29 protein-coding genes are annotated in these 26,118 nt (G+C 59.7%); 18 read left to right on the plus strand and 11 right to left on the minus strand.

Annotation, left to right across the window (positions count from 1 at the left end; all coding sequences use genetic code 11):
* Positions 1 to 48 precede the first annotated feature (48 nt).
* On the minus strand, positions 49 to 489 hold the full coding sequence (locus GGD46_RS11175; RefSeq protein WP_184703843.1) for a DMT family transporter: 441 nt from the start codon (positions 487 to 489) through the stop codon (positions 49 to 51).
* 13 nt (positions 490 to 502) lie between these two features.
* The gene (locus GGD46_RS11180; RefSeq protein ID WP_184703844.1) at positions 503 to 1,030 is read right to left on the minus strand and encodes a GNAT family N-acetyltransferase; all 528 of its coding nucleotides are present in this window, start codon (positions 1,028 to 1,030) and stop codon (positions 503 to 505) included.
* Positions 1,031 to 1,320: 290 nt separating this feature from the next.
* On the opposite strand from GGD46_RS11180, the gene GGD46_RS11185 reads away from it, so the two are divergent.
* From GGD46_RS11185 to GGD46_RS11210, 6 genes are all read left to right on the plus strand, one after another.
* On the plus strand, positions 1,321 to 1,887 hold the full coding sequence (locus tag GGD46_RS11185; RefSeq protein ID WP_184704250.1) for a helix-turn-helix domain-containing protein: 567 nt from the start codon (positions 1,321 to 1,323) through the stop codon (positions 1,885 to 1,887).
* 170 nt (positions 1,888 to 2,057) lie between these two features.
* Positions 2,058 to 2,897, plus strand: coding sequence for an NAD(P)-dependent oxidoreductase (locus GGD46_RS11190; RefSeq protein ID WP_184703845.1), 840 nt, complete (start codon positions 2,058 to 2,060; stop codon positions 2,895 to 2,897).
* Positions 2,898 to 2,993: 96 nt separating this feature from the next.
* Positions 2,994 to 3,512, plus strand: coding sequence for a dihydrofolate reductase (locus GGD46_RS11195; RefSeq protein ID WP_184703846.1), 519 nt, complete (start codon positions 2,994 to 2,996; stop codon positions 3,510 to 3,512).
* Positions 3,513 to 3,675: 163 nt separating this feature from the next.
* Entirely contained in the window at positions 3,676 to 4,791 is a 1,116-nt protein-coding gene (gene hflK, locus GGD46_RS11200) for an FtsH protease activity modulator HflK (protein ID WP_184703847.1), read from the plus strand.
* A complete protein-coding gene (hflC, locus tag GGD46_RS11205; protein ID WP_184703848.1) occupies positions 4,788 to 5,726 on the plus strand; it encodes a protease modulator HflC in 939 nt (312 codons plus the stop codon). Before hflK ends, hflC begins: the two co-directional genes overlap by 4 nt.
* Before the next feature lie 194 nt (positions 5,727 to 5,920).
* Entirely contained in the window at positions 5,921 to 7,636 is a 1,716-nt protein-coding gene (locus tag GGD46_RS11210) for a Do family serine endopeptidase (RefSeq protein ID WP_184703849.1), read from the plus strand.
* Positions 7,637 to 7,640: 4 nt separating this feature from the next.
* Here GGD46_RS11210 and GGD46_RS11215 read toward each other — a convergent pair whose 3' ends face one another.
* From GGD46_RS11215 to serB, 3 genes are read right to left on the minus strand one after another with little or no spacing between them, the layout of a single operon-like run.
* Complete coding sequence (locus GGD46_RS11215; RefSeq protein WP_184703850.1) at positions 7,641 to 8,219, minus strand: GNAT family N-acetyltransferase; 579 nt, start codon at positions 8,217 to 8,219, stop codon at positions 7,641 to 7,643.
* On the minus strand, positions 8,216 to 8,779 hold the full coding sequence (locus GGD46_RS11220) for a GNAT family N-acetyltransferase (protein ID WP_184703851.1): 564 nt from the start codon (positions 8,777 to 8,779) through the stop codon (positions 8,216 to 8,218). Before GGD46_RS11220 ends, GGD46_RS11215 begins: the two co-directional genes overlap by 4 nt.
* Positions 8,780 to 8,810: 31 nt before the next feature.
* On the minus strand, positions 8,811 to 9,701 hold the full coding sequence (gene serB / locus GGD46_RS11225) for a phosphoserine phosphatase SerB (RefSeq protein ID WP_184703852.1): 891 nt from the start codon (positions 9,699 to 9,701) through the stop codon (positions 8,811 to 8,813).
* Between serB and miaA the strand changes: the two genes are divergently transcribed.
* Positions 9,700 to 10,596, plus strand: a complete 897-nt coding sequence (gene miaA, locus GGD46_RS11230) for a tRNA (adenosine(37)-N6)-dimethylallyltransferase MiaA (protein WP_184703853.1) — start codon at positions 9,700 to 9,702, stop codon at positions 10,594 to 10,596. The genes serB and miaA overlap by 2 nt on opposite strands.
* Before the next feature lie 9 nt (positions 10,597 to 10,605).
* Here miaA and GGD46_RS11235 read toward each other — a convergent pair whose 3' ends face one another.
* A complete protein-coding gene (locus GGD46_RS11235; RefSeq protein ID WP_184703854.1) occupies positions 10,606 to 12,642 on the minus strand; it encodes an ATP-binding protein in 2,037 nt (678 codons plus the stop codon).
* 328 nt (positions 12,643 to 12,970) lie between these two features.
* On the opposite strand from GGD46_RS11235, the gene GGD46_RS11240 reads away from it, so the two are divergent.
* The 3 genes from GGD46_RS11240 (at position 12,971) to GGD46_RS11250 (ending at position 16,545) form a co-directional block, all read left to right on the plus strand.
* On the plus strand, positions 12,971 to 14,764 hold the full coding sequence (locus GGD46_RS11240) for an acetolactate synthase 3 large subunit (RefSeq protein WP_184703855.1): 1,794 nt from the start codon (positions 12,971 to 12,973) through the stop codon (positions 14,762 to 14,764).
* 85 nt (positions 14,765 to 14,849) lie between these two features.
* A complete protein-coding gene (gene ilvN, locus GGD46_RS11245; protein WP_184703856.1) occupies positions 14,850 to 15,422 on the plus strand; it encodes an acetolactate synthase small subunit in 573 nt (190 codons plus the stop codon).
* A 91-nt stretch (positions 15,423 to 15,513) separates the two neighbouring features.
* Positions 15,514 to 16,545 carry a capsular biosynthesis protein gene (locus tag GGD46_RS11250; protein WP_184703857.1) on the plus strand — a complete coding sequence of 344 codons (1,032 nt, stop codon included), beginning with the start codon at positions 15,514 to 15,516 and terminating at the stop codon, positions 16,543 to 16,545.
* Between the two features lie 3 nt (positions 16,546 to 16,548).
* Here the strand turns inward: GGD46_RS11250 and GGD46_RS11255 are convergent, their stop codons facing one another.
* Complete coding sequence (locus tag GGD46_RS11255; protein WP_184703858.1) at positions 16,549 to 17,394, minus strand: aldo/keto reductase; 846 nt, start codon at positions 17,392 to 17,394, stop codon at positions 16,549 to 16,551.
* A 217-nt stretch (positions 17,395 to 17,611) separates the two neighbouring features.
* On the opposite strand from GGD46_RS11255, the gene GGD46_RS11260 reads away from it, so the two are divergent.
* Genes GGD46_RS11260 through GGD46_RS11275 form a run of 4 tightly spaced genes read left to right on the plus strand, consistent with a single transcriptional unit; the run spans position 17,612 to position 19,890 of the window.
* Positions 17,612 to 18,205 (plus strand): LysE family translocator, encoded by a 594-nt coding sequence (locus tag GGD46_RS11260; RefSeq protein ID WP_184703859.1) that lies wholly within the window; start codon positions 17,612 to 17,614, stop codon positions 18,203 to 18,205.
* A gap of 23 nt (positions 18,206 to 18,228) precedes the next feature.
* Positions 18,229 to 18,876, plus strand: coding sequence for a nitrile hydratase subunit alpha (gene nthA, locus GGD46_RS11265; protein ID WP_184703860.1), 648 nt, complete (start codon positions 18,229 to 18,231; stop codon positions 18,874 to 18,876).
* Entirely contained in the window at positions 18,873 to 19,532 is a 660-nt protein-coding gene (gene nthB, locus GGD46_RS11270; RefSeq protein ID WP_184703861.1) for a nitrile hydratase subunit beta, read from the plus strand. The genes nthA and nthB overlap by 4 nt, the downstream gene beginning before the upstream one ends.
* A complete protein-coding gene (locus tag GGD46_RS11275) occupies positions 19,519 to 19,890 on the plus strand; it encodes a nitrile hydratase accessory protein (protein ID WP_184703862.1) in 372 nt (123 codons plus the stop codon). The genes nthB and GGD46_RS11275 overlap by 14 nt, the downstream gene beginning before the upstream one ends.
* 35 nt (positions 19,891 to 19,925) lie before the next feature.
* Here the strand turns inward: GGD46_RS11275 and GGD46_RS11280 are convergent, their stop codons facing one another.
* Genes GGD46_RS11280 through GGD46_RS11290 form a run of 3 tightly spaced genes read right to left on the minus strand, consistent with a single transcriptional unit; the run spans position 19,926 to position 21,644 of the window.
* Positions 19,926 to 20,729: an anti-sigma factor family protein gene (locus GGD46_RS11280; RefSeq protein ID WP_184703863.1), complete on the minus strand. Its 804-nt coding sequence runs from the start codon at positions 20,727 to 20,729 to the stop codon at positions 19,926 to 19,928.
* Positions 20,726 to 21,280 carry an RNA polymerase sigma factor gene (locus tag GGD46_RS11285; protein WP_184703864.1) on the minus strand — a complete coding sequence of 185 codons (555 nt, stop codon included), beginning with the start codon at positions 21,278 to 21,280 and terminating at the stop codon, positions 20,726 to 20,728. The genes GGD46_RS11280 and GGD46_RS11285 overlap by 4 nt, the downstream gene beginning before the upstream one ends.
* Complete coding sequence (locus GGD46_RS11290; protein ID WP_184703865.1) at positions 21,264 to 21,644, minus strand: hypothetical protein; 381 nt, start codon at positions 21,642 to 21,644, stop codon at positions 21,264 to 21,266. The genes GGD46_RS11285 and GGD46_RS11290 overlap by 17 nt, the downstream gene beginning before the upstream one ends.
* A 152-nt stretch (positions 21,645 to 21,796) precedes the next feature.
* On the opposite strand from GGD46_RS11290, the gene GGD46_RS11295 reads away from it, so the two are divergent.
* The 3 genes from GGD46_RS11295 to GGD46_RS11305 all read left to right on the plus strand — a co-directional run bounded on the left by GGD46_RS11295 (position 21,797) and on the right by GGD46_RS11305 (position 24,326).
* Positions 21,797 to 22,924, plus strand: coding sequence for an ATP-dependent RecD-like DNA helicase (locus GGD46_RS11295; RefSeq protein ID WP_184703866.1), 1,128 nt, complete (start codon positions 21,797 to 21,799; stop codon positions 22,922 to 22,924).
* Positions 22,925 to 23,089: 165 nt separating this feature from the next.
* Positions 23,090 to 23,842, plus strand: coding sequence for a pyridoxine 5'-phosphate synthase (locus tag GGD46_RS11300; protein WP_184703867.1), 753 nt, complete (start codon positions 23,090 to 23,092; stop codon positions 23,840 to 23,842).
* Positions 23,843 to 24,053: 211 nt separating this feature from the next.
* Positions 24,054 to 24,326, plus strand: coding sequence for a hypothetical protein (locus GGD46_RS11305; protein WP_184703868.1), 273 nt, complete (start codon positions 24,054 to 24,056; stop codon positions 24,324 to 24,326).
* A 342-nt stretch (positions 24,327 to 24,668) separates the two neighbouring features.
* Here the strand turns inward: GGD46_RS11305 and GGD46_RS11310 are convergent, their stop codons facing one another.
* Complete coding sequence (locus GGD46_RS11310) at positions 24,669 to 25,556, minus strand: SDR family oxidoreductase (RefSeq protein ID WP_184703869.1); 888 nt, start codon at positions 25,554 to 25,556, stop codon at positions 24,669 to 24,671.
* Between the two features lie 138 nt (positions 25,557 to 25,694).
* Here GGD46_RS11310 and GGD46_RS11315 point away from each other — a divergent pair, with 138 nt between their 5' ends.
* Positions 25,695 to 26,111: a winged helix-turn-helix transcriptional regulator gene (locus tag GGD46_RS11315; protein ID WP_184703870.1), complete on the plus strand. Its 417-nt coding sequence runs from the start codon at positions 25,695 to 25,697 to the stop codon at positions 26,109 to 26,111.
* Positions 26,112 to 26,118 lie beyond the last annotated feature (7 nt).

A 26,118-nucleotide genomic window follows, 5' to 3' on the forward strand; every position in this document is an offset into this window, starting at 1 on the left:
ATAAGGGCTTAAAGCGCGGAGAGCGTATCTGAAAGATCGCGAAGCGCTTTAGGCATTCCGGCCGGCAACGAGCACGGCGCCGGTCACGAGCAGGAATGCTCCGACAAGCTGCGACGCGCTGAGGTTGGTCAGTTTTCCCGAGATGGTGGCATCGAATGCCAGGCCGGCCAGCAACTGGCTGGCGACGAGCACGGCTATGGTGGGAGCGGCGCCGAGCCGTTGGTAGCCAAGGATACCCGCAAAGACGAAGAACGAGCCCAGCAGTCCGGGCAGCAGCGCCCAGGGCCTGATGGCTCCGACGGCCTCCGCAAGACCGGCAAGGCCGTTGCGGGAAATCAGGATCAGCATCAGCGCCGTCAGCCCGACCGAGGAGTTGATGACCAGCGCGATGAGCACCGTCGATGCCGACTGGGTAATCCGCACCATCAATGCGTTCTGCAAGACCAGCGATATGCCGGCGAGAATGAGCGTTGCCACCGTAATCGGCATGATGTGTGCGCCTTTAAGCAGCAGGCCCGTTATCGGGATCCGAGCGCTTGTCGAGCAGCAGTTGCAGGAAAGCGAGGTCAAGCCAGCGTCCGAACTTGGTTCCGACTTCGGGCAGGACGCCGACCTGCTGGAAGCCGAGCTTTTCATGCAGCCTGATCGAAGCCACATTGCCGGCTTCGATGCCTGCGACCATCGCATGCTTTCCAATCGCGCGGGCACGCTCGATCAGCTCGATCATCAGTGCCTTGCCAATGCCGCCGCGATATTGATCGTTTCGGACATAGACGGAATGCTCCACTGTGTGCCGATAACCGTCGAAGGCGCGCCAGTCGCCGAAGGAGGCATAGCCGATAACGTCGCCTCGATCGTTCGTCGCCACCAGCACCGGATAGCCCAGCTTGTGCCGATCCTGCAGCCATAGCCGGCGATTAGCGATGTCGACCTGCGTCTCGTTCCAGATCGCTGCGGTATTGGCGACGGCGTCATTGTAGATCGCGGTAATCCCCGGGAGATCTTCTTCTCTTGCATCGCGAATTTGCATCGGCAACCCCATTGGCCATCCACTAAATTGGACGGATACCTATCCTGTTGTTTCAGACTGTCATACACCGATTTATAGGTCTGTCCACTATCTTATTATGGGAATCCAAAGGCTAAAAGCGGCGCAGCTTCCACGGGTTTTATGAAATTCGATTTGATTATCAATCGGAAAGTGGCCTGAAATCGCAAAGCGTCGAGACCATTATATTGTCGATGGCTTCCTGTGATGTAGTCGGCGGAAGTCATCCAGTGCCGATTGCTCTCTCCGAGATTGTCTACTATAGTTTACATATGTCTCAATATGACGATATCGAAAGGCGCATCGGCGCCCGCATTCGCATCGAGCGCGAGAGCCGCGGCTGGTCGTTGACGGAGCTTGCCGAGCGATCTGCCGTTTCGCGTGCGATGATCCATAAGATCGAGCGTGGCGAGAGCAGCCCCACGGCGACCCTCCTCGGTAAGCTCTCCGGTGCCTTCAGCCTCAGCATGTCGACTTTGATGGCGCGTGCGGAGATGCAGCAGGGCCGGTTTCTGCGCCAGGAGGAGCAACCCGTCTGGATCGATCCGCAGACTGGTTACAAGCGTCGGCACGTCTCCCCGAAGTCCGATCTGCCGCTGGATCTGGTTCGCATCGAATTGCCTGCGGGAGCTGAAGTCCCGATGCCCGCATCGGCCTATGCCTTCATGCGGCAGCTCATATGGGTGCTGGAAGGGCGGCTGACTTTTCTTGAAGGGGATGTCCGGCACGTTATGTCGGAAGGAGATTGCCTGGAGCTTGGTCCGCCGACGGATTGTGTTTTCAGAAACGAGACCGGGGAGCCATGCATTTATGCCGTTCTCGTGCTTCGCAACGCGTGAGGTGTCGTACGTAGGCCTTTAGATGTCTTGGCATAAGGCTGGGTAGATCAGCAGCGCCAGCGATCTGCGCTGAGCTAAACTTACCGTTACTGCATGGCATTCCGCTCGTTCGGTCGAGCAAGAGGCGCTATGCTCCTGCCGTTCCCCTATATCAAAAGAGGAGATCGGCCGTGGAGATCGCAGTCATCGGAGCGGGCGCGATGGGCGGCGCCATTGCGAAACGCCTTGTCGAAAACGGCGTAAGCGTGCTGACCTATCTGGAAGGGCGCTCGGCAGTGACGATAGAGCGGGCAAAGAGGGCCGGCATGCAGCCTGCCGATCTTGACGCCGTCGCGGGCGCAGGACTCATCCTCTCCATTGTACCGCCTGCCACGGCGATTGCTGTTGCCGAACAAACCGCCGCTGCGATCCGCAGGCGCGGCTTGAAAACCACATTCATGGACTGCAATGCGATTTCGCCGCAGACGATGAAGCAGGTCGCGGAAATTTTCGGCAGCGATTGCGGCACGGTTCTTGATGGCTCCATTATCGGTGGCCCGCCGAAAGCCGGGCAGAAAGGCCCCAAACTCTATGTTTGCGGCGATGCGGGCGACAGTAGCGCCGTGCTCGCCGAACACGGCCTGCAGGTGCGCCGCATCGATGGACCGATCGGCGCGGCGTCGGCGTTGAAAATGTGCTATGCCGGTATCAATAAGGGCGTGACCGGTCTCGGCACCGCCATGCTGCTTGCCGCGATCCGTTCGGGAGCCGATGCGGCCCTGAAACGCGAGCTGCAGGAGAGCTTACCGGATCTTGATGCGAAACTGGCAAGCGCCATTCCGGACATGTATCCTAAAGCCTATCGTTGGGTTGCCGAGATGGAAGAGATCTCGGAGTTCCTCGGTGAAGACGATCCTGCCGCCTTGATCTTCAAGGGCATGGCCGGTCTCTATCGAAAGATGGCAGAGGACCGGGAACATGGCGGCTTGCTGGCAGAGCAGCTCGACAAACTGAACAATGGCGGACGGTAAATCGAAAGGGGTGCTTTTTCTGCGCCGTCGCGACTATCGTATGGCGCTGTCGTCGGTCGATTCGTACTGGCATGGATTGTCGTCTGAGGGGAAAGCATGAGCCAACCGATTAAAACCATCGTCGTCGCCGTTTCGCGCAATGGCATCATCGGGCGTGACGGCGACATGCCCTGGCGGCTCTCGGCCGATCTCAAGCGTTTCAAGGCCATGACCCTCGGCAAACCCGTTATCATGGGACGCAAGACCTATGAGTCGATTGGCAAGCCGCTGCCCGGCCGGCCGAATGTCGTCATCACCCGCGATGCAGGCTTTTCTGCTGAAGGGGTGACGGCGGCGCATTCACTGGACGAAGCCATAGAGATGGCGTCGCTGCTCGCTGCGGAGAGCGGTTCAGACGAGATCTGCATTCTCGGCGGCGGAGAAATCTATCGGCAGTCGATCGCAGTGGCGGACCGTCTGCTGATTACGCATGTCGAGGCCGAAGTGGAAGGGGATACGTCCTTTCCCACGATCGATCCCGTCCTCTGGCAGGTCGAGAGCGAGCTTGCCGTACCGGCTGGCGAGAAAGACACATATCCGACGCGTTTCGTCGTTTATCTCAGGCGAAAAGCGTAAAAGCTGCCCCGAAAAATCAAATATTTTCCAGTTATTCCGACGAAGTTCCTGAAGTCGCGTTGAAAGCAGGTGCGTCGATACCTATAACGGGAAGCAATCGCTGCCACTCACGTATTTCGTGGGTTTGGCGCGATGCTGGGAGTCAACAAACAAAGAGGTTTTGATGCCTTGGAGCAATCAGAATGGCGGCGGCGGTGGCCCATGGGGCGGCGGCGGTGGAAATAACCAGGGACCTTGGGGGCAAGGACCAAACCGGCCGCGCGGAAGCGGCAACGGAGGACCTCCGGATCTCGAGGATATTATTCGCCGCGGCCAGGATCGTCTGAAGGGTCTCGTCCCCGGTGGCTTCAATGCAGGCGTCTTTCTCATTATTGCGGCAATTATCGGTGTTTTCTGGCTGATCCAGTGCGTCTATACGGTACAGCCGGACGAGCGTGGCGTGGAATTGCGTTTCGGCAAGCCGCGCGAAGAAGTCTCCATGCCTGGCCTTCATTTCCATTTCTGGCCGATCGACCGCGTCGAGTTCGTCAAGGTGACTGAGCAGCAGCGCAACATCGGCAGCCGCTCGAGCGCCAGCTCGGCTAATAACGGCCTGATGCTGACCGGCGATCAGAACATCGTCAACGTCCAGTTTTCCGTTCTCTACGCGGTAACCAACCCGCAGGCCTATCTGTTCAAGATAGAGAGCCCCGACGAGACGCTGCAGCAGGTGGCTGAAAGTGCCATGCGCGAAGTCGTCGGCCGCCGTCCCGCGCAGGATATCTATCGCGACAACCGCCAGGAAATCGCCGTTCAGGTCAGAAACATCATCCAGGACACGATGGACCGCTACGATGCCGGCATTTCCATCAATGCCGTCCCGATCGAAGACGTTTCGCCGCCACGCGAAGTCGCCGACGCGTTCGACGAGGTGCAGCGTGCCGAGCAGAACGAAGACCAGCAGGTGGAAGAGGCCAATCAATACGCCAACCAGAAGCTCGGTCAGGCGCGTGGTCGTGCAGCACAGATCCGCGAAGAGGCAGCCGCCTACAAGGATCGTATCGTAAAGGAAGCACAGGGTGAGGCTCAGCGCTTCATCTCGATCTACGACGAATACGCCAAGGCGCCGGAAGTGACCCGCAAGCGTCTGTTCCTTGAAACCATGGAGTCCGTTATCGGCAATTCCAACAGCGTCATCATCGACGACAAGCAGGGTGTTGTTCCCTATCTGCCTCTGAATGAAGTCGGCAAGCAGGTCAACAAGCCTGCCAATGCAACTCAGCCGGAGGCCAAACAATGACGTCCAGCCGTTTGCCAGCCATCCTCATCGCGTTCGCGGTGGTGTTGCTACTCATCTATTCTTCGGTGTTCGTGGTCAATGCCCGCGAACAGGCGATTGTCCTTCGCTTCGGCCAGATTCGTGCGGTCAAGACGGAGCCGGGTCTGTACTTCAAGCTGCCGTTCGCCTTCATGGACGCCGATCGGGTTCAATATATTCAGCAGCAGGAACTGCGCTTCGATCTGGACAATATCCGCGTTCAGGTTTCGGGCGGTAAGTTCTACGAGGTCGATGCTTTCGTCCTCTACAAGATCGCTGATGCGCGGAAGTTCCGCGAAACGGTATCGGGTGATCGCGATGCAGCGGAATCACGGCTTAGAACCCGTCTCGATGCCTCGCTGCGCCGCGTCTACGGTCTGCGCAGTTTCGATGCTGCGCTATCCAGCGAACGTGCATCGATGATGACGGAAGTGCGCGACGACCTGCATCGCGATGCCGAAACGCTCGGCCTCAATATCGAGGACGTTCGTATCCGCCGGACCGACCTGACGCAGGAGGTCTCGCAGCAGACCTTCGACCGCATGAAGGCGGAGCGTCTGGCTGAAGCCGAGCTGATCCGTGCGCGGGGTAACGAAGAAGGCCAGCGCCGCCGTGCGATTGCAGACCGCCAGGTCGTCGAGATCGTTGCGGATGCGCAAAAGGAGTCGGAAGTTCTGCGCGGTCAGGGTGAAGCCGAGCGCAACGGTATCTTCGCCGATGCTTCGAAACGCGACCCTGGCTTCTACGAGTTCTATCGCTCGATGGCGGCCTACAACAAGGCATTCGCCTCCGGCGGCAAGACGCTGGTCCTGCCGCCGAACAAGTCGGACTTCTTCAAGTTCTTTGACAGTCCCGCGGGCTCCCCGGCCAATACAGGTGCACCGGCACTGGCCAATCCGGCGGCTTCAGCGAATTGATCCCGTCAAACATAGTGAACTCGAAGGGCTGCCTCACGGCGGCCCTTTTCCGTTAGACGCAGTGCCGCCGTTGCCATAGCTTCCGCGCAATGGACTGAGGTTCGGGGATATCGCAAAAAGGTGATTTCACGCTTCATCATTCCGCCTTATGTTGATGCTTATTCAAGATTTCCCTTTTTTGATGAGGATGCCTGATGGCCCCGATCTATCGCCTGCCTTTCAGCCGTTCGTTTGCTTTGCTGGCCAGCATAGCCTTGACTGTCGGGCCGGTTGCGAGCGGCGCGGAACAGGCTTTCGCTCAGGTGCAAAATAGCGGTGCGGCGGCTGGCGCTCAGGTGCCGGCAACCGCCAGCAGTCAAGCGACGCAGGCGGCCGCACCAACGATGACGATGAACCCGGCAATGAACGCCGGCCCAGCTTCCGTTGCCGATCTGGCCGCCGGTCTGCTCGATGCTGTCGTCAATATCTCCACCTCGCAGAAAGTGAAGGATGAGGGGAACGGTCCGGCGACGCCGAAGTTGCCGGAGAATTCGCCTTACCAGAATGAATTCAATGACCTCTTCAACAACAAGAAGGACGACGACAGCAACCGCAAGGTGAGCTCGCTCGGCTCGGGCTTCGTCATCGATCCTTCGGGATATATTGTCACCAACAACCACGTCATCGAAGGCGCCGACGATATCGAAGCGATCTTCCCGAACGGCACGAAGCTCAAGGCCAAACTGATCGGAACCGATACGAAGACCGATCTTTCCGTGCTTAAGGTGGAGCCGAAGCATCCGTTGACGGCGGTCAAGTTCGGCGATTCCTCCAAGATGCGGATCGGCGACTGGGTGATGGCGATCGGCAATCCGTTCGGCCTTGGCGGTTCCGTGACGATCGGCATCGTCTCGGCCCGCGGTCGTAATATCAATGCCGGCCCCTACGACAATTTCATCCAGACCGATGCGGCGATCAACAAGGGCAACTCCGGCGGCCCGCTCTTCAACATGAAGGGTGAGGTGATCGGTATCAACACGGCCATTATCTCTCCGAGCGGCGGTTCGATCGGTATCGGCTTTGCCGTTCCGTCTGAGCTGGCCGAAGGTGTCGTCAATCAGCTCAGGGATTTCGGCGAGACGCGTCGCGGCTGGCTTGGCGTGCGCATTCAGCCGGTCACTGACGATGTCGCCAACAGCCTTGGTCTCGGTAGCGCCAAGGGCGCGCTCGTGGCTGGCATCATCAAGGGCGGCCCGGTCGACAATGGCAGCATCAAGGCTGGCGACGTCATCCTGAAATTCGATGGTAAGGAAGTAGACGAGATGCGCGACCTGTTGCGCATCGTTGCCGAAAGCCCGGTCGGCAAGGAAGTCGATGTCGTCATTTACCGTGAAGGCAAGGAGCAGACCGTCAAGGTGACGCTTGGCCGGCAGGAAGACAGCACCCAGGCCGCCGCTGCAAGTAGCGACAAGGGTGGCCAGAAGCCACAGCTGGCGCCTGACAGCAACGGCAATCACGACGGGGTCATCAATCCCAACGGCAGCGATGACGGCGATGACGACGGCATGGATGGCCAGGATCAGGGCGACAATCCACAGCAATCGCCGCAAGCCCAGCCGCCGGCACAGGCAAGCTCGACCGTGCTTGGCATGAAGCTGGCAAAGCTGACCGCCGAAAATCGCAAAAGCTTCGGCATCGCCGATAGCGTCGATGGCGTGGTCATCACCGAAGTTGCACCGGGTTCGGCGGCTGCCGAAAAGGGCTTGAAGGCGGGAGATGTCGTGGTCGAGGTGGCGCAGGAGTTCGTCCAGACGCCAAGTGCTGCTTCGGACAAGGTTTCTTCGCTGAAGCGCGAAGGGCGGCGCAATGCCCAATTGATGATCGCGTCTCCGAATGGTGACTTGCGGTTCATTGCCGTTGCGCTGGAATAGCGGTTCAGCGCGGCGCTTGCCCCGCCTGTAGCGCGTGCCATTCGGCGGCGCTCAGGCGATAGACCGTGTGCCGCTTTAAATGGGGATGTGTGTCCGGAATCTGCGGATGGTCGAAATCGCAGGCAGGATCCGACTTCATGCCGATGTTCCGCATGACCGCCAGCACCGCGAGATTGCTTTCCACGGCGATCCCCACCATCTCGTTGAGTTTCAACGTGTTGAAGGCGTAGTGCAGCAAAGCGATGCCGGCTTCGGTGGCATAACCCTTGCCCCAATGTCGTGCCGCGATGCGCCAGCCGATCTCCACCGTTTCCGCGGGCAGATAGGGTTCGAGCTTCGGCTTCGAGAGGCCGCATAATCCGATCGCCTCGCCACTCTCCTTCAAGGTCATCACCAGAAGATCGAAACCGGGTTCGGGCGTCATATCCCTGATCATCGTGAAGATTGCATCGGCATCTTCGCGGCTGCGGCGAAACGGAAAAAATTCAAGGACTTCGGAATCGGAACTGAGTTCGAAAAACAGATCGTGATCTTCCTCGCGGCAGGGGCGTAATACCAGCCTTGATGTTTCGATTGATGTCATCGCCCGGAACGCCACTCCGTTGCCGTCAGACGATAGAGGACGTGAGGCTTGAGGTGAGGATGGGTGTCGGGCACGCCCGGGTGATCGAAGTCGCCGCCGGTGACGCGCTGTAAGCCGATCCTCTGCATCACAGAGGTCGATCTGACGTTGTTATGTACTGCAAAGGAAACGATCTGATCGAGGCCGAGCGTTTCGAAGCCGTGCGCCAGAAGAGCGCGCGCCGCTTCGCTGACGAGGCCCTTGCCCCATTGCCGGACCACCAGCCGCCAGCCGATCTCGACCGTTCCAGCCGGAATGAATGGCTCCAGGTGATCCGCCCGCATCAGACCACAATAGCCGATCGTCTCGCCAGTGGCCTTCAACTCCAGTACGTAGAGACCAAGCCCGGTTTCGGCGATCATGGAATGAACGCGATCGAAGAAGGCGTCGGCTTCCGCGCGGCTGCGGCGGAAGGGGAAGAACTCCATGACGGCTTCATCGGAGTTGATCTCGTAGGCCAGATCGCGATCTGTCTCGCGCCAGTTACGGATAATCAGGCGCTCGGTTTCGGTGATGATCATCAGTGCCTCCGATTTCAGCAGCCTGCCGATGTTACGGTTTGACGAAGTCTGTCTTCCGATAGCCCTGGATGTAGAGCAGGGCGGTCAAGTCGCCATGGTCGATGCGCATCCTGGCCTGTGCGGAAACGGTCGGCTTGGCGTGCAGCGCGACCCCGGAGCCGGCAAGCTGTAGCATGCCAAGATCATTGGCACCGTCGCCAACGGCCATGGCGTCGTCGGTGGAGATGCCGAGTTCTTCTGCAATCTCGTTCAGGGCATCGACTTTGGCCTGCTTGCCGAGAATGGGTTCCGCAACGAAGCCGGTCAAAAAGCCGTTTTCTTCCAGCAGGATATTGGCGCGGTTTTCATCAAAGCCCAGCGTCGCCGCGATGCGGCTGGTGAAGACCGTGAAGCCGCCGGAGACGAGTGCCGTGTAGTAGCCCTTTGTCTTCATGGTGGCGATCAGCTCGGGACCGCCCGGCGTGAGGGTGATGCGTTTGGCGATGACTTCGTCGACGACAGAAAGCGGCAGTCCCTTGAGCAGTGCTACGCGCTCGCGCAGCGCCGGTTCGAAGGCGATCTCGCCGTTCATGGCACGTGCCGTAATATCGGCAACCTTCTCCTTGAGGCCGACTTCGGCGGCGAGCTCATCGATGCATTCCTGGCCGATCATGGTGGAGTCCATATCGGCGATCAGCAGCTTTTTGCGGCGGGTTTCGGCATCCTGAATCACCAGATCGATCGGCTTGCTGCCGATCACGGCCAGGATACTGGCTTCTGCTGCCTGGAGGTCGGTGCCGTCACGCAGGGCGATATCGCAAGCGATACCATCCGCCAGCCAGTAGAGCCCGGAGGCTTTCACGGCTTCCGCCGCCTGTTCGGCAATGGCCGGAACGAGAACGGGGTTTGACGGATTGGCAATAAGCGTGGCAACGAAGGTCATGAGCAGAAACCTTATGAGCAATATCGACGCGATCCTGATAACCGGGCCGACCGCCAGCGGCAAGTCCGCGCTTGCGGTCGAATTGGCGCGTTCGCATGACGGCGTCGTCATTAATGCCGACAGCATGCAAGTCTACGACACTTTGCGCGTGCTGACGGCGCGACCCTCCGAAGAGGATATGCAAGGCATTCCGCATTATCTTTACGGGCATGTCCCGGCGGGACAGGCCTATTCCACGGGCGTCTGGTTGCGCGAGGCGACCGAATTGGTGGAGCGCTTGCGCGGCGAGGGGCGATTGCCCGTTTTCGTCGGCGGAACAGGGCTTTACTTCAAGGCGCTGACGGGTGGTCTTTCGGATATGCCTTCTATCCCCTCCGGGATTCGCGGTCGTCTGCGCGCGCGATTGCTGGCGGAGGGAGCCGAGGTCCTGCACCGCGAGCTTTCAGGTCGCGACGAACCCATGGCTGCGAGCCTCAACCCTCAGGACGGTCAGCGCATCGTCCGCGCTCTGGAAGTCATCGAAGCGACAGGCCAGTCGATAGCCGCCTTTCAAGGCAAGGCGGGGCCTGTCGTGATTGATCCCGAGCGTGCGCGGAAGATCATCGTGCTGCCTGATCGTGAGGTGTTGCATCAACGCATCAACGGCCGTTTCGAGAAGATGCTTGCAATGGGCGCGGAGGAAGAAGTCCGATCTCTTCTGGCGCTGGAATTGTCAGTTGAGATGCCGGTGATGAAGGCGATCGGCGTATCGCAGATCGCTGCCATGCTGAAGGGGGAGATGGCGCGCGCCGCCGTTCTTGAAACCGGAGCTGCGGCAACGCGGCAATATGCCAAACGGCAGATGACGTGGTTTCGCAATCAGATGGACGAGAGTTGGGAGCGCCTCAGCCCTTGACTTGAGGGGTCAGTCCTTTTCGTAGAGGCTGCTCAACGGCTTCTTCAGGATACTGTCCCGAAGTGAAAGGCCCGGTTCTCGCCGCGGGGATGGCGATGTTTCCCTGATCGGGGCGGGGCGCGCGATGGATGCCGTATCCTCGCTGCGGAATTCCCGGCGCAGCTCCGCAAGCCTGCTGTCGAGTGATGTCGGTGTCGATGCAGCAGGCTGTGCGCTTGCGGCACGGGGCAGCATATCCGGACGATAGGGTTCGTTTAGAGATGTCTCGGCGTCCGCCGTGCGCCAGCCAGCCTGTTCCTCGGACATGCCGCCGGGATTGCTCCTGACATCGGCGGCGAATTCACTTGCGGTGCTGTAGCTTTGTTGCAGGGCGCTGATGTCAGGACCGGACGTGGCGCGCATGCGGTTGACGATGGTGCGCAGGTCGACCGTGTCGGGCGATTCCTCGCTCATTTTGGTCAGAGCGCCACTGGCCTTCGGCACCAGCTGTTCGTCGACGCGCGAGAAGCGCATGCGCATCGGCACGGCGATGGCCGCACCGAAGGCGATCGCTTCGCCATTACCGATCGATGAGAGGAAGCTGGTCGTCGAGATCGACGAATTCGGTATGGCCGAGCGAATGATTTCCTGGTCGTGATCGTTGGCGAGACGCATGGCGAAAAGCGTCGAACACTGCGAGAGAATCGTCTGGTCTAGTTCGCCAGGACGCTGGGTTATGATCCCGAGCGAGACGCCGTATTTGCGTCCTTCCTTCGCGATGCGGGCAATGGCCTGACGCGTCGGGAAGAATCCGAGGCTCTGATCGGCCGGGATATAGCGGTGTGCCTCCTCGCAGACGACGAGCATATGGATCGCGCCGTCGCTCCAAAGCGCCAACTCGAATGCCATGCGGCACAACACCGAGGCGACGGAGTTGATGACTTCCGACGGGATTCCGGCGAGCTGGAAGGTGCAGATCGGCTTTCCATCGCCCGGAATGCGGAAAATCTTGGCGATGGTCTCCATGATCGTGTCGGTGATCGTATTGTTGGAGAACATAAAGTGGTAGCGCGGATCGTTGATCGCGGAGATGATGCGCATCTTCAAGGAGCGCAGATGCGGTTTTTCCTGGCGGCCTTCCAGCCGGCCGATGCGCTCGTCGATCAGCGCCAGCAGATCGGCCATGCGATAGGGCAGCGGAGTGTCCGCCGTCACGGACGCCTTATCTGCCTGACGGCGCATGACACCCGAGTCGCTTCCGCGAAAGGCGCGCTTTGCTTCCGGAATGAGATCGCGCAGCGCATCCAGCTCCTCCGGCACTGCCGGGCGGCCGCGGAAGACGACTTCGCCGAATTCCTCCAGCCGCATCAGCCAGAAGGGCAGGTCGAGCGTATCTGTATCGATGACAACTGCATGCCGGGGAAAAGCGGCGGCGAATTCATTATGCGGATCGAGGATCAGCACCCGTAGCTTCGGGTCCGCGCTTATCGCCTTGTGCAATAGCAACGAGACGGCTGTCGACTTGCCGACGCCGGTCGAACCGACGACGGCAAAGTGCTTCGAGAGCATGGAGGGAATATGGATGGTGGCGTCGATGCTTGTGTCTTGCGTCAGCTTGCCGACAACGCAGCTATTGCTTTTGCCCGCATCGAAAATGCGCATCAGATCGCTGGCGCGGATGCGATGCGCGATGGCACCGAGATAGGGGTAGGCGGAGATGCCGCTGGAGAATTCCTCACGGCCATCGGGCTCGACGCGAACTTCACCCAGCAACTCAACCTCGATGCGGAAGAGGTTGTCTTGCCCTTCGCCCCAGCCGACGCCGTTTGTGTTCATCGAATAAACCAGGGCAGCAACGCGATTCTTCCCGACGCTGATGGAAATCAGCTTTCCGACTGACCAGAGTTCGGTCAGGTCGGTACCGCCCGCTTCTGCAACAGCTGCAATCGTCGCTTTGGAACCGCTACACGCGACGACACGGCCGAGGAATCGATTTCCCGGCGTCAGTTTATCGCGGCGATCAAAATCTCCCGCTTTGCCTGATGTCTGCAGATCGTTATTGAGCAAAAGGTTACCCCAAGCGCTAGATGTTGGAGCATAGAGGCGGTGGCTTAACAAAATCCTGTCGGTCAGCCCCGCATTTTATAGGGTTCGCGTGGCGCCGCGATTTTTTATTGCTTCACGCGTTGACGCTTCGAAATTTTCTGTCTATCAATTCGGCCCATGAAAAACTCGATTATTCTTATCGTGGTGGGAAGGCGCATGGGCAGGATGGTGTAACCGTCCGGCGATAGCCACCCATGCGCTAGATGACAGGCTCCCTAAGGGGCCTTTTTTTATGCCCGAAATCGAGATTTCACCTTTCCAAACCTCCAGCAGATAGCGGAACAAACGTATGACCGGCACAGATAATCAGGCGAGCGGCAATCGAATGACAGGCGCGGAGATCGTGTTGCAGGCGCTCAAGGACAATGGCGTCGAACACATCTTCGGTTATCCGGGCGGCGCCGTGCTTCCGATCTACGATGAGATTTTCCAGCAGGACGACATCAAGCATATTCTCGTTCGACACGAGCAGGGCGCCGGCCACGCGGCCGAAGGCTATGCCCGCTCCACCGGCAAGGTCGGCGTCATGCTGGTTACTTCCGGTCCGGGCGCGACCAATGCCGTCACGCCGCTGCAGGATGCCTTGATGGATTCCATCCCGCTCGTCTGCCTGACGGGCCAGGTTCCGACGTCGCTGATCGGCTCGGACGCTTTCCAGGAATGCGATACGGTCGGCATCACACGGCCCTGCACCAAGCACAACTGGCTGGTCAAGGACGTCAACCAGCTGGCCGCCGTTATTCATGAAGCCTTCCGCATCGCGCAGACCGGCCGTCCTGGTCCTGTTGTCGTCGATATTCCGAAGGACGTTCAGTTCGCCACCGGTACCTATACGCCGCCGGAAGCGCATGACGCTCAGAAGAGCTACCAGCCAAAGGTTCAGGGCGATCTCAACAAGATCACCCAGGCGATCGAACTGATGAAGAATGCACGTCAGCCGGTCATCTATTCCGGCGGCGGTGTCGTCAACTCCGGTCCGGAAGCTTCCAGGCTGCTGCGCGAACTCGTCGAGCTGACAGGTTTCCCGATCACTTCGACGCTGATGGGCCTCGGCGCTTATCCGGCTTCGGGCAAGAACTGGCTCGGCATGCTCGGCATGCATGGTTCTTACGAAGCCAACATGGCGATGCATGATTGCGATGTCATGGTCTGTATCGGCGCGCGCTTCGACGACCGCATTACCGGCCGCCTCAATGCCTTTTCGCCGAATTCGAAGAAAATCCATATCGACATCGATCCGTCGTCGATAAACAAGAACGTTCACGTCGATATCGGCATCCTCGGCGATGTCGGCAATGTTCTGGAAGACATGGTTCGCCTGTGGCGGGCTCTGCCGCAAAAGCCGGCGGCGGATCGGCTTGGCGACTGGTGGGGGAACATCGCTCGCTGGCGCGCGCGCAATTCCTTCGCCTACAAGCCGAGTGATGACGTCATCATGCCGCAATATGCGATCCAGCGTCTCTATGAGCTGACGAAGCATCGCGACACCTACATCACGACGGAAGTCGGCCAGCACCAGATGTGGGCAGCGCAGTTCTATGGTTTCGAACAGCCGAACCGCTGGATGACCTCGGGCGGCCTCGGTACTATGGGCTATGGCCTGCCGGCGGCGCTCGGCGTTCAGATCGCTCATCCGGAAAGCCTGGTCATCGACATTGCCGGTGACGCCTCGATCCAGATGTGCATTCAGGAAATGTCTGCGGCAATCCAGCACGACGCGCCGATCAAGATCTTCATCCTGAACAACCAGTATATGGGCATGGTTCGCCAGTGGCAGCAACTGCTGCACGGCAACCGCCTGTCCAATTCCTATACGGAAGCGATGCCTGATTTCGTCAAGCTGGCTGAAGCCTATGGCGCCGTTGGCCTGCGCTGCGAAAAGCCGGGCGAACTCGATGCCGCCATTCAGGAAATGATCGACGTCAAGAAGCCCGTCATTTTCGATTGCCGCGTAGCCAATCTCGCCAACTGCTTCCCGATGATCCCTTCGGGCAAGGCGCATAACGAAATGCTTCTGCCTGATGAAGCGACCGATGAGGCCGTCGCCAACGCCATCGACGCCAAGGGGCGCGCGCTGGTTTGATCGACAGCCCGGGCGTGGCTGATGCTGCGCCCGGGCCGATCTTGCTGGCCCATCGAACAAGAACCGAGGAAACGGAACAGGAATAATGAACGCACACCTTCAACCCACGGGCTCCGCCTACTTCATTTCGCCCGAAACCGCGGCGGCCGAAAGCCATACGCTTTCAGTACTGGTCGACAACGAGCCCGGCGTTCTCGCCCGCGTCATCGGCCTCTTCTCCGGCCGTGGCTACAACATCGAAAGCCTGACCGTCTCGGAGACGGAGCATCAGGCCCATCTGTCGCGCATCACCATCGTCACGCGCGGCACGCCGCAGGTGCTGGAACAGATCAAGGCTCAGCTTGAGCGCATCGTTCCCGTTCACCGCGTCGTCGATCTGACCGTACGTGCCCGCGAACTCGGCCAGGAGCGGCCGATCGAGCGCGAAGTGGCGCTGATGAAGGTGATTGGAAGCGGGGAGACCCGCGCCGAGACGCTGCGGCTGGCGGACGCTTTCCACGCCAAGGTGGTTGACGCGACCGTCGAACATTTCATCCTCGAAATTACCGGCAAGTCCTCGAAGATCGATCAGTTCATCGCCATCATCAAGCCTCTTGGCCTCATCGAAGTGTGCCGCACCGGCATCGCTGCGATGAACCGCGGCCCGCAGGGGATGTAAGAGCCTGTATCGTTGACCGGTTCGCAGGCGTCGCTTAATTTCTGCGATGTCCGGTCCGGATTGTCGGCTCTGTTTGCAGCGGGAGTAGAAGGTGGCAGTCGTTGCCGGCGAGACTTTGCCTGATATCGGCGAAAAGCCGTGGCATCCGCCGGCGGATATGCCTCTCGGCGCCGCGTTTTTCGTGCGCGGCGACTTTCCCTGGCTCGGACATTATTTCGGTTCGCGTAGACTTGCCCCGGCGCTGTCGCCTGGTATAGGCGGCATCGTTTCCTGGGGCGGCCGCGCGCCGGCGAAAATCGCGGCGAGGATTGCGCGGTTTCGCCGATTGCGCCATTGGCATTTGGAAGACGGTTTCCTGCGGTCCATGGGGCTCGGCAAATCCGGCGCCATTCCTCTTTCCATCGTTATTGACGATCTCGGCTTGCCGGTCGATGCGGGGCGGCCGTCACGGCTTGAGCGCCTCATTGAAGGTGCGGGAGAGGCGGGAGAGCTTGGTCGTAGCATTCGTGAGCAGATCGTTCTCAACAAGCTGTCCAAATACAATCATCTTCCCCATCGACCGCCCGACATCGAGCGGACCGGCAAGCGCCGCATCCTGATGGTCGATCAGGTCGTTGGTGACGTTTCGGTTGGCAGGGCGCTCGGCTCCAAGGCTTCCTTCGAGAAGATGCTTGCCGATGGGTTGGCGAGTGGCGCGCATTGTATTATTCGCACTCATCCGGATGTCATGGCCGGACTCCGTAAGGGATATCTTACGGATGGTGTTGCCAAGGGCGATGCGGTGCTGCTCGACGATGCGGTATCGGTGGCGTCCATTCTCGACGTTGTCGACGAGGTCTGGACGGTCTCGAGCCAGTTCGGCTTCGATGCGCTGCTGCGTGGCATTCCGGTTCGCTGCTATGCCGCCCCCTTTTATGCCGGCTGGGGTGTGACCGAAGATCGTTTCGGCGTCTACACCAAAGCTGCACTTGCCGGGCGCCGGACGAAGCTGCGGACGGTCGATCAGATCGCCGCTGCGGCCTTCTCGCTTTATCCGACCTATCGCGATCCGGCCGACTGGCGAGAGATCGACGTCTTCCAGGCAATTGAGCTGATCGTCGCGCAACAGAAGGCTGCTGCCTGAATCCTACAGCATATCCAGCGACTTCTTGCGCGATGGCGGCGGGAAAGCGGCGTCGAGCACTGCCCAATCCTCGTCCGTCATGTCGATATCGATGCAGTCGCGATTTTCCTCGATACGCTGCGGGTTTGAAGATTTCGGAATGGCGATCACTCCGTCGCGTTCCAAGAGAAAGGCGAGGGCGATCTGGGCCGGCGTGGCCTGATAGGTCTTGGCGATGCGGATCAATTCGTGATCGTGAAGCAGGCGACCTTGCTCGATCGGCGAATAGGCCATGATCGGAATGCTGCGCTCCTGGCACCAAGGCAGTAGGTCGTATTCGATGCCGCGCCGTCCGAGATTGTAGAGCACCTGATTGGTGGCGACATTGCCGCCGTTCGGCACGGAAAGCAGCTCATCCATATCGTCAACGTCGAAATTCGAGACGCCCCAGGCCTCGATCTTGCCTGCTGCCTTCAATCCTTCGAAAGCCTCCACCGTCTCCTCAAGCGGGTAGTTTCCCCGCCAATGCAGCAGATAGAGGTCCAGGCGGTCGGTGTTCAGGCGCTTCAGGCTGCGTTCGCAGGCTTCGACGGCACCCCTGCGGCTGGCATTGGCCGGATAGACCTTGCTGACCAGGAAAACCTCGTCACGGCGGCCTTCGATCGCTTTGCCGACAATCTCCTCAGAGCCGCCATCGGCATACATTTCTGCCGTGTCGATCAGCGTCATACCGAGGTCGAGGCCGGTCTTGAGGCTGGTGATCTCGTCTCTGGCCTTGGTGGCGCTCTCCCCCATGTTCCACGTCCCTTGCCCAAGCGCGGGAACGGCAATGCCGGAGGGAAGGGTGACTGTCGGGATAGGGTCTCGCATGGCATGTCCTCGGTTTTCAGAGGCAAGGATAGGTTCATTCCGAGCGATTGCAATCGGCGACCTTGATGTCACCGTGACAATCGTCCTATGGCTTTAGTATTGCCTGCGAACTAATGTCGGATCGACCATGCGTCGCCGTAGTCTGCGGGGATGAACCACATCATGAGAAGAATTTTGGATACCGCCCTTCGTCACATACGGTGTCCAAGGAGGCATTATGGCGCTGGATACATTTCTGGCACTCTTACTTTTTGCATTCACCACATCGATCACGCCTGGGCCGAACAACATGATGTTGTTTGCATCCGGTGTGAACTTCGGTTTCCGCCGCACCATTCCGCATATGCTCGGCATCGGCGTCGGCTTCCTGTCGCTGCTGCTCGGCGTCGGCCTGGGCCTTGGCGCCGTGCTGCATACCGTGCCGATACTCTACACCGTGCTGAAATTTGCAGGTGGTGCCTATCTCGTCTGGATCGCGTGGAAGATCGGCACCTCGCGCAGCCTCAGCGAAAGCGAAGGCTCAGCGCAGCCGATGAGCTTCATGAGCGCCGCCGCCTTCCAATGGGTCAATCCGAAAGCCTGGGTGATGGCAGTCACCGCCATGGCGACCTATACCAATGAACAGCTCTACCTCGTCACCGTCCTTCTCGTCGGGCTGGCTTTTGCCGCGGTCAATCTCCCGAGCGTTTCGACCTGGGCCGGCTTCGGCTCGGCGCTGCGCGACTGGCTCTCCGATCCCGTTCGGCTCAAATGGTTCAACATAACCATGGCCGTCCTGCTGGTACTCAGTCTCTGGCCGATGCTAAAGTAACGGGCAAGAGACAGGAGGCAGCCATGTCGCACGGACACCCGCATGATGACGACGATCACCACCATCACCATCACCATGACAATCACTATTCCGACATGCAGGCGCGGGTGAAGGCGCTGGAAACGCTGCTGACGGAAAAGGGTTTGATCGACCCGGCGGCGATCGACCGTATCGTCGAGACCTATGAGACGAAGGTCGGGCCGCGCAACGGCGCGCAGGTGGTAGCGAAAGCCTGGAGCGATCCCGACTTTGCCGACTGGTTGCGGCGCGACGCGACGGCGGCGATTGCAAGCCTTGGCTTTACCGGGCGACAGGGCGAGCACATGCGCGCGGTGTTCAACACGCCCGAAACGCATAATCTGATCGTCTGTACGCTTTGCTCCTGCTATCCTTGGGCTGTGCTCGGGCTGCCGCCGGTCTGGTACAAGGCGCCCGCCTATCGCTCGCGTGCTGTCATCGATCCGCGTGGTGTCCTCGCAGAGTTCGGCCTGACTTTGCCGCAGGAAACGAAGATTCGCGTCTGGGATTCGACGGCTGAGCTTCGCTATCTGGTGATCCCGGAGCGTCCTGCCGGTTCCGAAGGCATGGACGAAGGGGCGCTTGCTGATCTCGTCAGCCGTGACGCCATGATAGGAACGGCAGTGGCAAAAACGCCAGAGGCTGCGCTATGAATGGCCCGCATGATCTCGGCGGCCAGATGGGCTTCGGTCCCGTCGCGCCCGAGCAGAATGAGCCTTATTTTCATGCCGAATGGGAAAAGCGCGCGCTCGGCATTACGCTCTCCTGCGGTGCCTTCGGTGCCTGGAGCATCGACGAGAGCCGGCATGCGCGCGAAAATATTCCGCCGGCCGATTATCTTGCCGCCAGCTATTACGAGGTCTGGACGCGGGGCATCGACATGCTGCTCGAGCGGCACGGCTTCGCAACGGCCGAGGAGCTGCGCATCGGCCACTCGCTCGAACAGGGCAGAGCACCGAAGCGGGTCCTCAAGGCGGATATGGTCGATGGGGTTCTGGCCAAGGGCGGTCCGTGCGACCGGCCACTCGATACCACGCCTCTTTTTGTCGCCGGCGATCATGTGCGGACGAAGAACTTCAATCCAACCGGCCATACCAGATTGCCGCGCTATGCCCGTGCCAAGGTGGGTATCGTTGAGGCCGTACAGGGCTCATTCGTCTTCCCGGACGACAACGCCCATGGCCGCGGCGAAAATCCGCAATGGGTCTATACGGTTGTCTTCGATGGCGCCGAGATCTGGGGCGAGGGCGCAGATCCCTCGCTGACCGTTTCGATTGATGCTTGGGAGAGCTATCTTGAGCGCGTGTGAGGTCGCATCGCCTTTGGCGCAATCACCGGGTTTGCCGAAATCAACCGATGGCGAGCCAGTCTTTCCGGAGCCTTGGGCGGCGGATGCTTTCGCGATGACCGTTCATTTGCATGAGAAGGGCCTGTTCGCCTGGAGCGAATGGGCGGAGCAGCTGTCTGGCGAGTTACATAAGCCCGGCCGCGCCGTTGACGGCAGCGACTATTTCGATTGCTGGGTGGCGGCGCTGTCTAGCTTGCTCGTGTCTAAGGGGATTGCGGATGCCGATGCGATCGTGGCTCTGCAGCAAAGCTGGCAACGTGCGGCCGAGGCAACACCGCATGGCAAACCGATCGCGCTCGAAAACGATCCGCAACGATAGGGCAATCCGAGGGTGGCTTTACTGCTGAGGGCAAGCTAGGACGAAAATTGCTTGTAGCATTCGTCGGCCACCTGCCGCAGTATGTCGCGTGAAATCTCACCTGTCACGGCATAGCCGAGGTTGCCGTCGATCCAGTAGAAGGTTTCGACGGCGTTGTCGCTGGCGAAACGGAAGCTGGTCGTGGTGTTGCTGCTGTTGCGCCCCACCAGCACGGTCAGGCGCTGGCCGCTGGCATTTTCATACATGAACAGCGCTCCAGGCGTGCCGTTGATCGGCAGCAGTCGGCCGCCGACAAGTTGGAAGCCCAGCTTCTGCAGGCTCGGCACCTTGAGGCCGGCCACGTTCATGCGCTTGCCGAGCCATGTGGCGAGATGTGCTTCCTGATCGGCGCCGACTTCGACGGGATGGCGGACATCGCTGGCATAGACGATGAAGGCCGAGCGCGCCTGCTGCGGCAGGGCTTCGATCGATGTCAGCTGCAATTCGCGCGGTGCCAGGAGATCCGGGCCGAAATGGCCTGTCGCTGCGCCGGCGATGAAGAGCGTCAGCGAGGCGGCAAACATCATCAGCCTGCGGCTTCGCTGCGGCGGGAGCGCTTGTGCCGAAGACGTGCTCCGGCTTCTGGAAATCAGGTTGGCGTCGCTGTCCTTCGACACGGCATAGGGAGCGAACATTGCCCGGATTTCGTCGTTCTGGGTACGCCAAGCCGTAATGGCGGCGGCGTCCTCAGGATTCTCGGTGAGCCACATTTCCAGTTCCTCATGCTTTTCCGGCGGCAGGAGGCCATCAGCAAAGGCGTGAAGGTCCGCTTCGGTCACGGTCGGTTTGCTTTCGTTCATCTTGGTCTCCGAAGCGTGACAACGTTGTCTGCGGCCAGCAGGCTGGTCATCTTCTGGCGCGCGCGCGACAGGCGCGACATGACTGTGCCGATCGGGATATCGAGCATGTCCGCGACATCCTGATAGCTGTAACCTTCGACAACGATGAGCATCAGCACGGTGCGATAGTCTTCGCCGAGGCTGTTGAGCGCCGTTTCCAGGCGTGACCGTTGCAACGGGTCATTGTCTGTTTCAGCCGCGGCTAGATGGCTGTTGTCATCGATATCGACGAAACTGCGGCCGCCTTGCTGGCGCCGGCCATTGCGATAGAGATTGGTCATGATGGTGAGGACCCAGCCGCGCAGGTTCAGCCCGCGCCATTGGCCGCGGCGGGTCAGAACCTTTTCAACGCAATCCTGGAGCAGGTCTTCGCCATCGGTATCCGAGCGGGTGAGGCTGCGGGAATAGCGCCGCAACGAGGGAAGGAGCGCCAGCACCTCCGCCTCGAAATCATAGGGCGCGGGGGAGGCTCCCGCCGCGCCGTTTTCGGTCCGGTCAGGGCCGTGCGGCATTCCAGAGGCCCTTGAAGCCGTCGCCGGCGACATCACCGGACTTTGCGTCTTTGACGAAGAAGTAGAGCGGCATCCCGTCCTTTGCCCACTGTTTCATCCCGTCCTTGCGGGTAATGATAGAATATGCACCCTCGGCCTTGGCTTTGCCATCGGCCATGAACGGAGGCCAGGCTTTCTCGCAATCGCCGTTGCAATTGGACGTGCCAGCCTTGTCGTTCTTGAAGGTATAGAGCGTCTTGCCGTTTTCGCCGGCAAGGACCTTGCCCTTGGCGCTTTCGACCGTCTTGACGGGGGCTGCGGCGAAGGCGGCTGTCGCAAAGGCCGATGCCGCAGCGAGGGCGGCCAGGAAACTCAAGGTCTTCATGATATCTCTCCTCGGGTGGTGGGCGATGGTAGCCCAGGCCTCGCATTTTTGCGTTGCCGGACATGAGACACAGGTGCCTCCCACTTTATTCCCTGCTCGCCGGGTATTTTTTACTGCTTGCTTCCATCGGCCGAATCCTGCCATTTCGGCGCATGCAATTCGCGCCGCAACAAGATGAAGCGCTCAAGGCCGTTGCCAACTGGCTGAAGGAGGGGCGCTCGCCGCTATTTCGCCTGTTCGGCTATGCCGGCACGGGCAAGACGACGCTTGCGCGGCATTTTGCCGAGCATGTTGATGGGGATGTGCTGTTCGCGGCCTTTACCGGCAAGGCGGCGCAGGTGCTGCGCTCGCGCGGTGCTTCGAACGCCAAGACCATCCATTCGCTGATCTATCGGCCGCGCGGCGAAGAGGCCGTCGAAGATGAAGAGACCGGCAAGACGTCGATCGCGCCGATGTTCACTATCAATCGCCAGAGCCCGGTTGCCAAGGCTGCGCTGATCATCGTCGACGAATGTTCGATGGTGGACGAAGCGCTCGGCAAGGATCTGATGAGTTTCGGCACGCCGATTCTGGTGCTCGGCGATCCCGGACAGCTTCCGCCCGTCTCCGGTGGCGGCTTCTTCACGAATGACGAGCCGGACTATCTGCTGACTGATATTCATCGCCAGGCCCGTGACAACCCGATCATCCAGCTCGCCATGCAGGTGCGTGAGGGCAAGGAAATCATGCATGGCGATTATGGCGCCGCGCAGGTGATCTCGAAGAACGAGGTCACGCAGCCGCTCGTGATGGAGGCCGATCAGGTTCTGGTCGGTACCAACAGGACGCGCCGGCGCTACAATCAGCGTCTGCGCGAGCTGAAAGGCTTTACGGCGGACTATCCGCAATCCGGCGACAAGCTGGTCTGCCTGCGCAACGATCCCGCCAAGGGGCTGCTCAACGGCTCGCTCTGGCAGGTCATGACCTCTTCCAGGGAAACGACGAAGCCTGGTATCAATCTTCTGATCCGCCCGGAAGATGACGACATGGACAGGGGCGCGGCCAAGATCAAGCTCCTGAAGCAAGCCTTCGAGGACGTTGAGGGCGAGATCCCATGGTCGACGCGCAAGCGATACGACGAATTCGACTATGGTTACGCGCTGACCGTGCACAAGGCGCAGGGCTCGCAGTGGAACAATGTCGTGCTGTTCGATGAAAGCTGGGCGTTTCGAGATACCCGCGAGCGCTGGCTCTACACGGCCATTACGCGCGCCGCCGAGACGCTGACCATCGTCCGCTGACATCTCGTCTAGAGCTAATCTTGGAGCCGTCACTGTATGGTGACTTGGCGCGAGCCCGCCCATCAAAGTTTTGCATGGGTTAATGTCGGAATCTCGTTGGTTTTGCTGGGCATAATGGCATAAAACAGCTGATATCATCCGCTTTGAAAATCAGGGATTTCGATCATGCCTGCCAAGCTTTCCGTGAACCTCAATGCCATCGCGATGCTGCGCAATCGGCGTGATCTTCCCTGGCCGAGCGTTATCGGGCTTGGCCGTATCGCGCTTGCCGCCGGCGCCAGCGGTTTGACGGTTCATCCGCGTCCCGATCAGCGGCATATCCGCTTTTCCGATCTTCCCGCCATCCGTGCGCTGATCGACGACGAGTTTCCGGAGGCGGAGTTCAATATCGAGGGTTATCCGACCGACGAGTTCTTCGATCTCTGCGCCGCTGCGGAGCCCGAACAGGTGACGCTCGTGCCGGATGATCCCACCCAGGCGACTTCGGATCACGGCTGGGATTTCCGCAAGAACCGGGCGCTGCTGGCCGATGTCGTCGCCAAGTACAAGAAGATCGGCTGCCGCGTCTCGCTGTTTGCCGATGGCGACGGCGATGCCGACGCGGTGAAGATCGCCAAGGAGGTAGGCGCCGACCGCATTGAGCTTTATACTGGTCCGTATAGCGGCTGCTATGATGATCCGGCGAAGGCCGCGATTACCCTTGAAGCGCTGGGGAAGACGGCCGATGCAGCCTTTGCCAACGGCCTTGACGTCAATGCCGGTCACGATCTGACAGTCGCGAACCTGCCTGATCTCATGAAGCGCATTCCGAAGCTTGCCGAAACCTCCATCGGCCATGGGCTGACGGCGGATGCGCTGGAATACGGCATGGCCGAAACGGTGCGCCGTTTCCGCCGGGCTTGCGGCCAGACGGTTTGAACTAGCAACTGCGCGCACATTCTTGGTTTGACGTACGCGATGTCGTTGTTGTCGCTGGTCTAAACAACGACAGAACGCTTCTTGTTTTCAGTATTATTCGCAGGCATTTTGCACGCATGGAGAGTGCTGAAAAGGTTTGCTTTTCCAGCCTCAGGCTGCGGAGGCTCGCCGTCGCGGCCGGCGTAGGTCCGACACCGGGGAATTGCGTGCGATGAACGCTGTTAAATTAGCTTTTCTTGTTGCGCTCTGTTTGTTGAGTCTAATCGACGCCGTTGGCGTTGGGTTTGCCGGTTATACGGCTTTTATGGACGGATTGGAGCAATGTCCTGACGGAAATCGTTGCAACAAGGCGAACACGATGCTGATCATCTACTCAATGCTTTTGCCCGTGATTGCGGCAGCATGCATATTCTCAATTCGCGCAATCATGCGAGTGATTTCGTCTCGGATGAAGGCCGTATCGGCCACAACTCGCCAATGGTGAGCTAAAGCGTTGCTTTGATTGTCGGTTTTGCCCTTTGTTTCCGTGCCTTGTCAACAAGGCTTACTGCATCATGCTTTGCCTTCGCTGGGCTGTCAGGCGATTCTCTACGGCTGGTCAGGCGCAACTATCTTTGCCGTGCCCTCAGTCTAGCCCCTTATCCAAGCCTTTTCCCCGCACTGCGGAGAGAAGACACGGCTGCGTAAGCCAAGTGATTGCATCACTTTTGGGGAGATCATGCGTGAGGTGTGAAAATTCCCTCGCCCCGCTTGCGGGGAGAGGGTTGGGGTGAGGGGCCACGCGTGAAGGTGTGGCAAAGAGAACCTCGCCTGACCTCCCGCAAGCTCAGCCGAGCAATGCGGCCTTGTGCTCCTCGATGAAGCTGCGCAGCGTCTGCGGCTCCTTGCCGGTCAGCTTTTGGAAATCGTTGGTCAGGATATCGAATTTGCCAGCGCGGGTGTTGGCGTCGGCGGAAACGAGCATATCGACTACGAATGGCGGCAGGCCGGCGCCGGCGAGACCTGCGGCGAACTGCTCGTCATTGACCTGCACCACTTCAAGCGGACGGTCGGTGATCCTGCTGACGACGTTTGCCACGTCCTCGATCGTCAGGGCAGTGGAGCCCGTCAGCGTATAGGTGGCATTGTCGGCGGTGGCGGAAGCGAGTGCTGCGGCGATGGCGAGCGCACAATCGTTGCGGCTGATATTGCTGACGCGGCCGTTGCCGGTTGCGGTATACCACTTGCCTGTTTCGAGGCTATGCGGCAGGCCATGCAGATAGTTGTCGAAATACCAGGCGTCACGCAGGATCGTGTAGCCGATGCCGCTGGCCTTGATGGCGTTTTCCGTGCCGATGTGGTCAGGGGCGAAGGTGACGAGCGAGTCTTCCGGCGCAGGCATGGAAGTGTAGAGAATGTGCGTCACGCCGGCCTTCTTGGCAGCCTCGACGGCAGCCGTCTGCTGCTTCAGACGCAGGCCGGGAACGGCGAGCGCATCGGTGCTGATGATCAGCAGCCGATCGACGCCGGCGAATGCGGCCGGCAGATTGGCGGTGTCATCGAAATCGGCCTTGCGTGTCACGACACCCTTGGCAGCGAGTTCGGCAAGCTTCTCCGGGCTGCGTGTGGCGGCAACGATGCGCTCTGGCGCGACCTTGTAAGTCTCCAGCAGGTGATGAATGATGCGCTGGCCAAGCTGCCCGGCGGCGCCGGTGACGAGAAGAGTGCTGCTCATGTCCTGTTCCTTGTTTGACCGCTGCGGATTTGCGGTGGTCCGATTACTCTCAAAAAGAGACTAGCACTAGAATAGGAATTGACTTCACGGTGTAAAGGAGGCAGTTTTTCGGCTCCAAGTTACCAAAAGGGAACCAGCATGAGCGCCAGTACCGTCGTCAATCTGCGCAGTGTGGAACCGCCGCTACGCGATGTCGATCTTAGCAATCTGGATTTCGGCAATTGTCCTGTGCGCGATCTGATCTCGCAGATCGGCGGAAAGTGGTCGGTGCTGCTGCTGGAAACGCTGGCAAAGCGGCCCTATCGCTTTGGTGAACTGCGACGCATGGTGCCTGATATTTCCCAACGCATGCTGACGCAGACGCTGCGTGACCTGCAGCGCGACGGTTATATCGCCCGCGAGGTGTTTCCCACCAAGCCGCCAAGTGTCGAGTATCGCATGACCGATCTCGGCTATTCGCTTTACGATCCGCTGGCGCAGCTTCTGAACTGGGCCGAGGCCAATCACGAGGCGGTGCGTGCTGCACGCGCCAAATTCGATCAATCCCCGGACTGAGCCTTGC

The organism is Martinezella lusitana (assembly GCF_014207095.1).
GTDB lineage: Bacteria > Pseudomonadota > Alphaproteobacteria > Rhizobiales > Rhizobiaceae > Rhizobium > Rhizobium lusitanum_B.